The organism is Microbacterium sp. CnD16-F, from assembly GCF_024124465.1.
GTDB lineage: Bacteria > Actinomycetota > Actinomycetes > Actinomycetales > Microbacteriaceae > Microbacterium > Microbacterium gawkjiense.
This window is the reverse complement of record NZ_JAMXSA010000041.1, coordinates 17,103-27,498: the sequence shown is the minus strand read 5'-3', so window position 1 is coordinate 27,498 and position 10,396 is coordinate 17,103. Positions and strand designations below refer to the sequence as shown.

17 protein-coding genes are annotated in these 10,396 nt (G+C 70.6%); 12 read left to right on the top strand and 5 right to left on the bottom strand.

Translation table 11 applies throughout. From position 1 onward, the window contains the following. Positions 1-640 (top strand): lytic murein transglycosylase (locus NH287_RS11170; RefSeq protein WP_253035677.1); only part of this gene is annotated, 640 nt, incomplete at its 5' end. A 37-nt stretch (positions 641-677) separates the two neighbouring features. Here NH287_RS11170 and NH287_RS11165 read toward each other — a convergent pair. Then, on the bottom strand, positions 678-869 hold the full coding sequence (locus tag NH287_RS11165) for a hypothetical protein (protein WP_253035676.1): 192 nt from the start codon (positions 867-869) through the stop codon (positions 678-680). A 383-nt stretch (positions 870-1,252) separates the two neighbouring features. Here NH287_RS11165 and NH287_RS11160 point away from each other — a divergent pair, with 383 nt between their 5' ends. The 4 genes from NH287_RS11160 to NH287_RS11145 all read left to right on the top strand — a co-directional run bounded on the left by NH287_RS11160 (position 1,253) and on the right by NH287_RS11145 (position 2,919). After that, entirely contained in the window at positions 1,253-1,543 is a 291-nt protein-coding gene (locus NH287_RS11160; protein ID WP_253035675.1) for a hypothetical protein, read from the top strand. Between the two features lie 97 nt (positions 1,544-1,640). After that, on the top strand, positions 1,641-1,958 hold the full coding sequence (locus NH287_RS11155; protein WP_253035674.1) for a hypothetical protein: 318 nt from the start codon (positions 1,641-1,643) through the stop codon (positions 1,956-1,958). 69 nt (positions 1,959-2,027) lie between these two features. After that, positions 2,028-2,258, top strand: a complete 231-nt coding sequence (locus NH287_RS11150; RefSeq protein WP_253035673.1) for a hypothetical protein — start codon at positions 2,028-2,030, stop codon at positions 2,256-2,258. Between the two features lie 103 nt (positions 2,259-2,361). Beyond that, positions 2,362-2,919 (top strand): Dps family protein, encoded by a 558-nt coding sequence (locus NH287_RS11145; protein WP_064003810.1) that lies wholly within the window; start codon positions 2,362-2,364, stop codon positions 2,917-2,919. A 32-nt stretch (positions 2,920-2,951) separates the two neighbouring features. Here NH287_RS11145 and NH287_RS11140 read toward each other — a convergent pair whose 3' ends face one another. Next, positions 2,952-3,281, bottom strand: a complete 330-nt coding sequence (locus tag NH287_RS11140; RefSeq protein WP_253035672.1) for a hypothetical protein — start codon at positions 3,279-3,281, stop codon at positions 2,952-2,954. 61 nt (positions 3,282-3,342) lie between these two features. On the opposite strand from NH287_RS11140, the gene NH287_RS11135 reads away from it, so the two are divergent. Then, positions 3,343-3,666 carry a hypothetical protein gene (locus NH287_RS11135; protein ID WP_064003812.1) on the top strand — a complete coding sequence of 108 codons (324 nt, stop codon included), beginning with the start codon at positions 3,343-3,345 and terminating at the stop codon, positions 3,664-3,666. Next, positions 3,644-4,132, top strand: coding sequence for a CinA family protein (locus NH287_RS11130; RefSeq protein ID WP_253035671.1), 489 nt, complete (start codon positions 3,644-3,646; stop codon positions 4,130-4,132). The genes NH287_RS11135 and NH287_RS11130 overlap by 23 nt, the downstream gene beginning before the upstream one ends. A gap of 182 nt (positions 4,133-4,314) precedes the next feature. Here the strand turns inward: NH287_RS11130 and NH287_RS11125 are convergent, their stop codons facing one another. Continuing rightward, positions 4,315-4,668 (bottom strand): hypothetical protein, encoded by a 354-nt coding sequence (locus tag NH287_RS11125; protein ID WP_253035670.1) that lies wholly within the window; start codon positions 4,666-4,668, stop codon positions 4,315-4,317. A 299-nt stretch (positions 4,669-4,967) separates the two neighbouring features. Here NH287_RS11125 and NH287_RS11120 point away from each other — a divergent pair, with 299 nt between their 5' ends. Together NH287_RS11120 and NH287_RS11115 are read left to right on the top strand one after the other, a co-directional pair. Next, a complete protein-coding gene (locus NH287_RS11120; RefSeq protein WP_217529397.1) occupies positions 4,968-5,192 on the top strand; it encodes a hypothetical protein in 225 nt (74 codons plus the stop codon). 33 nt (positions 5,193-5,225) lie between these two features. After that, on the top strand, positions 5,226-5,732 hold the full coding sequence (locus tag NH287_RS11115; protein WP_217529395.1) for a MarR family winged helix-turn-helix transcriptional regulator: 507 nt from the start codon (positions 5,226-5,228) through the stop codon (positions 5,730-5,732). Positions 5,733-5,762: 30 nt separating this feature from the next. Here NH287_RS11115 and NH287_RS11110 read toward each other — a convergent pair whose 3' ends face one another. Continuing rightward, positions 5,763-6,314 (bottom strand): flavin reductase family protein, encoded by a 552-nt coding sequence (locus NH287_RS11110; RefSeq protein ID WP_253035669.1) that lies wholly within the window; start codon positions 6,312-6,314, stop codon positions 5,763-5,765. 231 nt (positions 6,315-6,545) lie between these two features. Here NH287_RS11110 and NH287_RS11105 point away from each other — a divergent pair, with 231 nt between their 5' ends. The 3 genes from NH287_RS11105 (at position 6,546) to NH287_RS11095 (ending at position 9,796) form a co-directional block, all read left to right on the top strand. Beyond that, positions 6,546-7,538, top strand: coding sequence for a pyridoxal-phosphate dependent enzyme (locus NH287_RS11105; protein WP_253035668.1), 993 nt, complete (start codon positions 6,546-6,548; stop codon positions 7,536-7,538). Further along, positions 7,535-8,692 carry a cystathionine gamma-synthase gene (locus NH287_RS11100; RefSeq protein ID WP_253035667.1) on the top strand — a complete coding sequence of 386 codons (1,158 nt, stop codon included), beginning with the start codon at positions 7,535-7,537 and terminating at the stop codon, positions 8,690-8,692. The genes NH287_RS11105 and NH287_RS11100 overlap by 4 nt, the downstream gene beginning before the upstream one ends. Positions 8,693-8,812: 120 nt before the next feature. Next, positions 8,813-9,796, top strand: a complete 984-nt coding sequence (locus NH287_RS11095; protein ID WP_253035666.1) for a Gfo/Idh/MocA family protein — start codon at positions 8,813-8,815, stop codon at positions 9,794-9,796. 3 nt (positions 9,797-9,799) lie between these two features. Here the strand turns inward: NH287_RS11095 and NH287_RS11090 are convergent, their stop codons facing one another. Continuing rightward, the gene (locus NH287_RS11090) at positions 9,800-10,381 is read right to left on the bottom strand and encodes a DUF1992 domain-containing protein (protein WP_253035665.1); all 582 of its coding nucleotides are present in this window, start codon (positions 10,379-10,381) and stop codon (positions 9,800-9,802) included. Positions 10,382-10,396: the final 15 nt, after the last annotated feature.

Here is a 10,396-nt window from a genome sequence, read left to right as displayed (position 1 = left end):
TTCGTCGCGCTCGGCCGACACCCCGCCACCCGCCCTCGCCGTCGCGGGAGCCGACCCCGCCCGCGCGCCGGCGGTCGATCTCGTCGACGCCGAGTGGGCGTCGCGGGTGGCGGCGGCCACCGGCATCCCCCGTCGCGCCGTCATTGCGTACGCGGCGGCGGACCTCACCGTCGCGCACGAGCAGCCGTCCTGCGCGATCGGCTGGAACACCCTCGCCGGGATCGGGTGGGTGGAGTCCCGGCACGGGTCGTACGGCGGGTCGCACCTCGACGAGAGCGGCCTGGTGACACCCCGCATCCTGGGGCCGCGGCTGGATGGGGACGGTGTGGCGGCCATCGCCGACACGGACGGCGGGGACCTCGACGGTGACGACCGGTGGGACCGCGCGGTCGGGCCGCTGCAGTTCATCCCCGAGACCTGGCGGCGATGGGGCGCGGACGGAGACGCCGACGGCACCCGCGACCCGAACCACATCGATGACGCCGCCCTGGCGGCTGCGCGTTACTTGTGCCGGTCCGGCCCGATGGCGACCGAGACCGCCTGGCGCGACGCCGTGTTCACCTACAACCCGCTCACCCGTTACATCGACGACGTCGCGACCCGTGCGAACGAGTACGCGCAGATGGCGCCGGCGGGCTGACACGACGAAGGCCGCACACGGGGTGCGGCCTTCGCGATCAGTGGTCGGTGCGCTTCAGCGACCTGCTGGAATCCGCCGAGTCGGGATCGACGCCCGGCTCGACCTTCTCGATGGGCACCGCCGCATCGTCCTCGACCGCCTGCTTGACCGCACCCATCGGGTCCTCGTCCGGGAGTGCACCTCCGGGAATCGGCTTGTCCGACTCGGTGTGCTGCGCGTCGTGGTCCATGACTGCTCCTCTCGTCGAGGTGCCGACGTTACGGAGACGCCGGGCCGCAGGGCAGGGGCTTGCACAGGTGAGGCCCCGGCGATAAGCCCGATCGCCGGGGCCGTTGTAAGCGCGGGAGAAAAAATCGGTGACCCGAACACCTCTCGTCTCGACCGTCCGCCTACGTACCTTGCACCGTCAACGCTAGGCGAGCGCACGTGACGTGCCGGGGGCATTGACGCCGCATCCCGGCGTCTGCTACTCACCCCGGCTAACCCTCGGTCCCGGCGGTGTCAAGCCCCTCGGTGCGCGCCCTGCGCGGAGCGATGGTGAGACCCGCGAGGCGGTCAACTCGCGGCAGATCGACGACGACCTGCGAACACGCTACATCCGGAGGTGCGACCGTGAGTGAGGATTCCTGCGGGCGATTGATCCTCGAGCCGCTGTCCGCGTCGGCATGGCGGCTCTGCGACGCGACGGCGGCGGCGTCCGACGCCGCCCATCTGATCGCGTACGTCGAGGCCGCCGACGATGGCGGGTACGACGTCACCTGGGTCTTCTGCGGTCGTGGGACGGGGTGGTACCCCACCGTGGACGAGCTGCTGCGCGGGGCGATCCGTTACCTCGCGGCAGCCGCGCCCCGCCGCGCCAAGCCGAAGCCGATCGCGCACCGTCCGCCGCTGGCGGCCCTGTAAGGGCTAATCGCCTCATCGCCGACTGTCAAGATCGTGACTCCGTGGGCGATCCGGCGCATGCTGGGTCTCCGATGTCCGTCCGAGGCCGAGGAGAACGATGAACCGCATCGACATCTCGTACGGCGGCCAGTGGTACAGCATCGGCAATCGCACCCTCGACGAGGTCCATCAGGAGATCCAGGAGGGGGTGGCCGCAGGGCAGCATTGGCTCGCCGTCAACGACGGGGAGGGCAGCCCCCGCCCCGCCTACCTCTTCATCACCCCGGGTGTCCCGATCGCCGTCATTCCCGTACCGGAGCCGCAGGATCCGCCCACCGACGGCCAGGCGCCGGCGTTCGACGACCCCGACCCCGACGGTTTGCCGCCGTTCTGGCGCGGCCCCCGCATCCATCCGGATCGGCAGCGGTCCGTCTGAGTTCTATCCCGGTACCCGTGGCGGTCAAGGGGATGACACCTGCGCCGCCCGGCGCGCAGACTGTCCTGCATGAGCGACGCCATCGATCCCCGTGAAGGGGTCCAGTCCAGCCCCTCGATGTCACAGAACCCCGCGGATGCCGCGCAGAGGATCGACGGCATCATCGTCCAGTGCCAGGCCGACCTCGCCGGCCAGGAGGGCGCGGACGTGCGCCTGCTGCTGGAGCGCCGACTGCAGGATGCCGGTTTGACGCTCTCCGACGAGGAGATGACCGCCGCTCTGGCGCGCCTGGGCGCGTGAGCCCGGCTATCACCGGGGCCGCCGGCGGCGCAACCCGATGTCGTCTGCGACGACGCCGACGTAGCGTGACACACGACCCCGTTCCGAGAAAAAAGGATGTGTCATGACGACAACCCAGACGAAGTCCGCGACCTCGGCGACCCGCAACAAGCGTCGCCCCGCCAAGTCGGGTGCGCAGCTGACGGAGGAGCAGAACGCGGAGCGCGGCTTCACCGCGTCGCAGAAGCTCAGTGACAACCTGCAGGCGGTCCTCGTCGACCTCCTGGAGCTGTCGATCCAGGGTAAGCAGGCGCACTGGAACGTGGTCGGCAAGAACTTCCGCGACACGCACCTGCAGCTCGACGAGATCATCGACGCCGCCCGGGAGTTCAGCGACACCGTGGCCGAGCGCATGCGCGCCCTGCACGCCGTCCCCGACGGCCGCAGCGACACCGTCGCCGAGACCACGACGCTGCCCGAGTTCCCCCACGGCGAGGTGTTGACCTCGGACGTCATCGACCTCGTGACCGAGCGCCTCGAGGCGACCATCTCGACGTGCCGCGACGTGCACGACGAGGTCGACGAGGAGGACCCGACGAGCGCCGACATCCTGCACGGCATCCTCGAGAGCCTCGAGCAGTTCGCCTGGATGATCAGTGCGGAGAACCGCACTCCTCGGTGATCCTTCGACGAGAGCTTCCGCCGACGGCTGCGTCACTCCGTGACGTGGCCGTCGCGGTCGTCGTGGAACATCTCCGGCATGAGTTGGATGCCGCCGGAGGAGTTGGCGGATGCCGCCAGTTCCTCGATCCACTCGCGGCTGAGCGCGGGCGGCTCGGGCTCGTCGAACACGAAACGCAGGGGGATGGCGGGGTGCAGCCAGATGGTGGTGCGTCCCTGCGGCGAATCCTCGGGGTGCTGCCACGAGACGGTGAAGCTCTCGGAACGCCGGAGCTTGGTCGCGATCACGATCTTCAGGTGAGCGAGCGCGCGATCCGCGATCCGGATGGGGATCGCCGAGCTGCCGTAGTAGATCACACCCATGGGGCCACCATAATGGGAGATGTCCGTCGCGACTCCGCGATGACACGACGAGGGGGCCGCAGTGGGCAAGTTCATCTATGAGGATTCCATCAAGGTGGACTTCGAAGACCGCACCCTGGCTCACTTGCAGCAGGTCATCGGCAACAAGCTGCGCCGCGGCGAGTCCTTCCACTTCACGTGGCGCGACGACAGGAGCATCGGCGAGGGCCGCACGTCCGTCTGGCTCCACCCGCACGCGTCGCTCGTCTTCAAGTACTACGGCAGCCGTCAGTCGCGCATCAATCGCGCGTGGTCCGAGGCCCTGATGTACGCCGCCAACTCGCCGGCCGGTCTGCACCTGGTCCCCGAGCCCGCCGATCCCGGTGAGGCGGAGAGCTCTGCCTGATCTCGTCGAACGCATCGCCGACGCGGCAGGCCGCGTCGGGGTGGTCTGCGCGGTCGCCGAATCCCTCACGAGTGGGCGTCTGGCGGCCGAGGTCGGGCGCGGCTCGTCCGCCCAGGACTGGTTCGCGGGCGGGGTCGTCGCGTATCAGGTGCGCGTCAAGGAGGAGGTCCTGGGCCTCGGACCCGGAACCGATCCCTGCTCGCCCGAGTGCGCAGAGCAGCTCGCACGCGGGGTCCGTGCCCTGCTGGGCGCGGATGTCGCCGTGTCGACGACGGGCGTCGGCGGACCGGACGCCCAGGACGGGCACGCTCCGGGCACCGTCTACCTCGGCTGGGCGACGGCGGATGCCGCCGGCCACGAGCTCGTGCGGTTCGACGGGGATCCCGCCGAGGTGATCGACCGGGCGGTCGGGGCTGCGCTGGCCCTGCTGCTGCAGACCGTCGAGGCGACGCGCGCGGACGGGTGACGGGCGCGGCATCCGTGGCGTCCGCACAAGAAGCCGCCCCGCGCCGTGGGGGGTCGGCGAGCGGGGCGGCAGGGGGGGCCTGTGGGGTCACACCAGCAGGGGCGGACTCCCGAAGCGTTCGGTGAAGTCGGCAGCGAGGGCGTCCTCGAAGGCGTCCGCCTCGTCGATCAAGTCGGGGTGACTCATGCGGCGGCCACCGGGCGACGAGTCTCAGGACGGGCGGCGGTGATCTCGGGGATGTCGAGATCGGCATCGAGGACGAGTCCTCCGTTGGAGGTGGCCTGGTCGGCCATTTCACGCAGCGTCGCGGGGTTCAGGGGGATCGCCGCGGCCTGGTCGTAGACGAAGCGCAGCGGGATCGCGGGCTGGAACCAGAGGGTCGTGCGGCCCTCGCCCTCCTCTCCGGTGCCCTTCCACGAGACGACGAAGCTCTCGCTGCGCCGCAGCTTGGTCGTCGCCACGGCGGCGAGGTGAGCGAGGATGCGGTCCGGCATGACGATGGGGGAATCGACGTTCCCGTAGTAGAGGCTTCCCATGACGTTCTCCTGGTGTGGGTCGTGGTGAGGGGGTCAGTGGTGGGCCGGCCGGGCCGTAGACCGGTGGGGCCGCTGTCGTGAGAGCGAATCGAGGATGAGCGCCCTCCAGCCCGTCCGCTGCTCGGGGATGAGAGCGACCCCGAGTGCCGTGAAGGGCGCCGGGATGGGGTGTGAGGGTGTGGGTGTCATCGTTCCGTTCCTGAATTACTAGCTAAACAATACATCTAGTAGATTTCACATCTCTTGTCTATCATTGATTCCGAGAAGGACAAAAACTGTCACAGATTCGGACATGTAAGGTGGTGAAGTCGATGGAGGTGCTCGACTCGTACGGCTCCGTGGACGTCAGCGACAGCGTCGCGACGTGGCACGAGGTCGAGGCGGGCTTCTGGGTCGGCAACACCCACGGCGCGTTCCTCGGAACCGTCGAACAGAACCCCGCGGGATGGATCGCCCGAGATCACACCGGCGGGTTCGTGGGGAAGTATCCGGACGCGGCTGAGGCTCGGGCGGCGATCGGATGATGTTGGACACCCGTCACGAGCCGAGGAGTTGACATGCCTCAGTCCATCGTGCGACACGAGCACACGCACCTCTACGCCGCGCAGCCCAAGACCGACGCGGGGCGCGAGCTGAGCAGCGCCATCCTCGAGCTCCGTCATGCCGAGCAGGTCCAGGCGGACCGTTCCCAGCGCATCTCCGGCCTCGGCGGCATCGACCTCGCCGCCCTCCGCTATCTCGTGCAGGCGCGGCGTGAGGAGCGGGAGGTCAGCCCGAAGGACCTCATCGTGATGCTCGGGACCTCCAGTGCCACCGTCACCAACGTGATCGAGCGACTCGTGAGCAAGGGCTACGTCATCCGGGAGCAGCACCCTTCGGACCGGCGTGCCCACTATCTCGTGCCGACGGAGACCGCAGCCGATCTCGTCGACGAGGTCTACGGCGCCCACCACGGCGCCGTCGTCTCGGTCATCGACAGTCTCGACGAGCAGGCCGCGACCGTCACGGCCGACACCATCCGCCGCATCGCCGCAGCGCTCGACGATCTCGCCCGTCGCGGCTGACCACGACCCTCGAGGGGGTCGCGGCTCTTCTCAGATGACGGTGTCCGGCCCCAACCGGTGCCACGTGCGGTTGTGGTAGACGAGCGGCGACGTCGAGTCGCGCGCGATGTTCGCCTGCAGGGCGTGCGCGGCGATGACCGTCGAACCGCCGGCATCCATCCGGTCGATCACGGCGCACCGCACCCAGGCCCGCACACCGTGATAGACCGCTTCACCGGTGACCAGGCGCGACCACGGCAGCTCCGCGAAGCGGTCGATTCCGCTCGTCGCGCCGATCTCGGCGAGGCGCAGGTCGTCGGCGTCCAGCAGGTGGACGACGAGCGTCTCGGCCGCGGCGAGCACGGGCGCCGCCGACGACTGCGACGACACCGAGAAGATCAGGAGCGGGGGATCGGCGCTCACCGACGACACGGACGTCGCCGTGAGCGCGACGGGGCCGTTCCCGGCATCCGCGGTGATCACGGCGACACCGCCCGGGTGCCCCCGGAAGACGGCCTTGAACTCCTCGGGCGAGAGCGACTCGCCGAGCCCGGACGCGGCGAGTCCGTGATCGTCCGAAGCGGCGTGTGCGGGAGAAGTCATACCTCGAACCTACGATCACGCGGACGGGGGGAGGGTCATGTGTCCGAACCTTTCGTCCTGTTGCGCCGGATGACGACGAGAGCGGACGGACACGGATGCCGGGTGTCCGGTACCATGGCCGGGTGCTGACCCTTCGCTGTTGTCGTCGCTGACCGCCGGTTACCCGGCGACTCCCGCGACCCCATCAGCTTCCGCGCCTCTGTGAGCGCGGCATCCCGTCAGGAAGAACCCGTGCGTTACGCCAGCTCCATCGCCGACCTCGTCGGCAACACCCCTCTCGTCCGTCTGAACTCCGTCACCGAGGGCCTCGCCGCCACGGTCCTCGCCAAGGTGGAGTACTTCAACCCGGGCAGCTCGGCGAAGGACCGCATCGCGCGGAACATCATCGACGCCGCCGAGCGCGACGGGCACCTGAAGCCCGGGGGCACGATCGTCGAGCCCACGAGCGGCAACACCGGTGTGGGGCTCGCACTCGTCGCGCTGCAGCGCGGGTACCGCATGGTCTTCGTCGTGCCCGACAAGTTCGCCGGCGAGAAGGTCGCGGTGCTGAAGGCGTACGGGGCCGAGATCGTCATGACGCCCACGAGCGTCCCGCCCGAGCATCCGGACTCCTACTACAGCGTGTCGGACCGGCTCGCCGCCGAGATCCCCGGCGCCTTCAAACCCAACCAGTTCGCGAACCTCAACGGTCCTCGCGGCCATTACGAGACCACGGGCCCCGAGATCTGGCGCGACACCGACGGTCGCGTCACGCACTTCGTGGCGGGCGTGGGCACCGGCGGCACCATCAGCGGGACGGGGCGGTTCCTCAAGGAGACGAGCTCGGGAGCGGTCACCGTGGTCGGCGCCGACCCGGAGGGCTCGATCTACTCCGGCGGCGACATCCACGGCTACCTCGTCGAAGGGGTCGGCGAGGACTTCATGCCCGCGACCTTCGACCCGACCGTCGTCGACCGCTACGAGAGGGTGGGCGACGCCGAGTCGTTCGCGATGACCCGGCGCCTCGCCCGCGAGGAGGGGCTGCTCGTCGGCGGCTCGTCGGGGATGGCGGTCGTCGCCGCGCTGCGTGTCGCCCGTGATCTGCCGGCGGATGCCGTCATGGTCGTCCTCCTTCCCGACCACGGTCGCGGCTACCTCAGCAAGATCTACGACGACGGTTGGATGACCGACCACGGCTTCACCGTCGACACCGAAACCGAGACCACCACCGGGAGCCTCGCATGAGTGCACAGTCCTCCGCTCGCGGCTTCGCGAGCCTCGCCGTCCACGCAGGTCAGAAGCCCGACGAGGCGACGGGTGCCGTCATCCCGCCCGTCCACTTCTCGACGACGTACGCGCAGGACGGCATCGGCGGCCTCCGCGGCGGCTACGAGTACGGCCGCAGCGGCAACCCGACCCGTACCGCCCTGCAGACCCAGCTCGCCGCGATCGAGGGAGGCGCGCACGCGCTGTCGTTCGCCTCGGGGCTCGCCGCCGAGGACGCGCTGCTGCGCGCCGTGCTGCGCCCCGGCGACGAGGTGCTGCTGGGCAACGACGTCTACGGCGGCACGTTCCGGCTCATCTCCCGCGTCCTCGGCGACTGGGGCGTGAAGCTGCGCGTCGTCGACATGAGCGACCCCGAGAAGGTCCGGGCCGCCGTCACCGAGCGGGCGCCCCGCATCCTCTGGGTCGAGACGCCCTCGAACCCGCTGCTGCGCATCACCGACATCGCCGGCCTCGCCGAGATCGGCCACGGCGTCGGCGCGCTCGTCGTCGTCGACAACACCTTCGCGACCCCCGCGCTGCAGCGCCCGCTGTCGTTCGGCGCCGACGTCGTGGTCCACTCGACGACGAAGTACCTCGGCGGTCACTCCGACGTCGTGGGCGGTGCGCTCGTGCTGAACGACGACGAGCTCGCCGAGAAGATCGGCTTCCTGCAGTTCGCCGTCGGCGCCGTGTCGGGGCCCCTCGACGCGTGGCTGACGACGCGCGGCATCAAGACGCTCGCCGTGCGGATGCGTCAGCACAGCGAGAACGGGCTCGCCGTGGCATCCTTCCTCGACGGACACGACCGGGTCGCGCGGGTCTACTACCCGGGCCTCGCGTCGCACCCCGGGCACGAGCTCGCATCGCGGCAGATGGCGGGCTTCGGCGGCATCGTCTCGCTGGCGCTCGAGTCGGGCGAGGCGGCGCGCCGGTTCGCCGAGTCGCTGCGGCTGTTCACGCTCGCCGAGTCGCTCGGCGGCGTCGAGTCGCTCGTCAACTACCCCGACGCGATGACCCACGCCTCGGTCCGCGGCACCGAGGCAGCCGTCCCCGTGGAGGTCGTGCGGCTGTCGGTCGGCATCGAGGACGCCGCCGACCTGCTCGCCGACATCGAGCAGGCGCTGCAGGCCTGACGCCGGCGGGGCGCGGGCGCGTGCCCGGTGCAGGAAGAACGATGCGATCGGGCCTCTAGGGGGAAACCTTCGCCTCGCTGAACCTGCATCCGGTCCGCCCGCGGGCGATAGCGTGGCCGGATGACACACGCACGATGGGCCATCCTCGGTGCGGGCGCGATCAGCGGCGACTTCGCGCACGCGCTGCCCGACTCCGACCTCGGCCGGCTGTACGCGGTCGGCGCGCGGGACGTCTCGCGGGCGGAGGAGTTCGCCGCCGCGCACGGCGCCCTCGTGGTGGGGACGTACGACGACATCCTCGACCGCGACGACATCGACGCCGTCTACGTCGGCACGGTGCACACGACGCACACGGACCTCGTGCAGCAGGCGCTGGCCGCGGGCAAGGCCGTGCTGTGCGAGAAGCCGCTCGGCGTCGATCCTGCCGAGACGGATGCCGCGATCGCGGCCGCTCGCGCTGCCGGACTGCCCCTCGTCGAGGCCTTCAAGTACCGCTTCGGGCCGTTCGCCGACCGCCTCCGCGAGCTGGTGGGCGGGCGAGCCCTCGGCGACCTGGTCGAGATCGAGTCCTCGCTCGGCTTCGCCGCCGGCAGCCGCACCGGACGCCTGTTCGACCCGGCGACGGCGGGTGGCGCGATCCTCGACGTCGGGTGCTACCCGTTGTCGCTCGTCGTCGGCGTCGCGGCGTGGGCGGGGCACGACCTCGACGGACTCGAGGTGCAGGCGGTGGCCGGCACGATCGGTGAGACCGGCGTCGACGAGAGTGCGGCGGCATCCGTCGATCTCGGTGGTGCGTCGGCGAACATCCGCACCGCGATCGTGCACGACCTGCCGCGCCTCACCCGCGTCGTCGGGCGCGAGGCGAGCCTGGAGATCCCGAACGTGTGGGGGAGCCGGACCGACAGCACCGCGGCGGCGACGCTGATCCGCACGGACGGCACCCGTGAGGAGATCGAGGTGCCGACCGTGCAGCCGATGGCGGCGGAAGCGGATGCCACGATCCGCGCCCTCCGCGAGGGGCGGACCGGGGCGCCCGAGATCCCGTGGGCCGAGACCCGCACGATCGCGCGGCTGCTCGCAGAGTGGCGCGGCGGCATCGCCTGAGCGTCAGCGGGTCCGCCACCACCGGCGACGGCGCGTTTTCTCGGGCTCGACCGGGGGAGCGGATGCCGCGGCCCGCGCCGCGCGCCGGGCGCGCCACGCGGCGACCTCCGCGTCGGGGTCGCGTGTCGGGGTGACGACGGGCGGTCCGCCGAGCAGTTGACGGCGCGCCTCGATCACGCGGCGGGAGAAGTCCGCGGTGTACTCGCGGACGTCCTCCTCCCGGTGGAAGACGTCGACGCGCTGCTCGAACTCGGCGTGCTCGATGCGCAACCGCAGGGCGGGCGGTCCGAGCCCGGACAGCTGCTCCGTCTGGATCTTGCGCTTGATCCACCAGTCGGGGTCGTGCGACCCGCCGAGCCCGTCGAGGGGCTTGCCCGCGCCGGGCAGGTCGTCGAAGTCGCCGCGGCGGATCGCCTGCTGGACGGCGGTCTCGACGTACATCGCGCGTTCGGTGCCGGTCGGTGTGCCCGTGTGGCGCTCGGGTTCGGTGGGCCGCTCGTCGCCGTGCTCTCGCGCGGCCTGCTCCACGCGGTATCGCGCGGCCCTCACTCGGGGGTCGTCGTCCGCGCCGCGGTCCTCGGCCATTCCTCCAGCGTACGG

Coding starts and splice junctions, on each gene's coding strand:
- NH287_RS11165 (WP_253035676.1), bottom strand. CDS start 869: ATGGACCACGACGCGCAGCACACCGAGTCGGACAAGCCGATTCCCGGA.
- NH287_RS11155 (WP_253035674.1), top strand. CDS start 1,641: ATGAACCGCATCGACATCTCGTACGGCGGCCAGTGGTACAGCATCGGC.
- NH287_RS11150 (WP_253035673.1), top strand. CDS start 2,028: ATGAGCGACGCCATCGATCCCCGTGAAGGGGTCCAGTCCAGCCCCTCG.
- NH287_RS11145 (WP_064003810.1), top strand. CDS start 2,362: ATGACGACAACCCAGACGAAGTCCGCGACCTCGGCGACCCGCAACAAG.
- NH287_RS11140 (WP_253035672.1), bottom strand. CDS start 3,281: ATGGGTGTGATCTACTACGGCAGCTCGGCGATCCCCATCCGGATCGCG.
- NH287_RS11125 (WP_253035670.1), bottom strand. CDS start 4,668: ATGGGAAGCCTCTACTACGGGAACGTCGATTCCCCCATCGTCATGCCG.
- NH287_RS11115 (WP_217529395.1), top strand. CDS start 5,226: ATGCCTCAGTCCATCGTGCGACACGAGCACACGCACCTCTACGCCGCG.
- NH287_RS11110 (WP_253035669.1), bottom strand. CDS start 6,314: ATGACTTCTCCCGCACACGCCGCTTCGGACGATCACGGACTCGCCGCG.
- NH287_RS11100 (WP_253035667.1), top strand. CDS start 7,535: ATGAGTGCACAGTCCTCCGCTCGCGGCTTCGCGAGCCTCGCCGTCCAC.
- NH287_RS11095 (WP_253035666.1), top strand. CDS start 8,813: ATGACACACGCACGATGGGCCATCCTCGGTGCGGGCGCGATCAGCGGC.
- NH287_RS11090 (WP_253035665.1), bottom strand. CDS start 10,381: ATGGCCGAGGACCGCGGCGCGGACGACGACCCCCGAGTGAGGGCCGCG.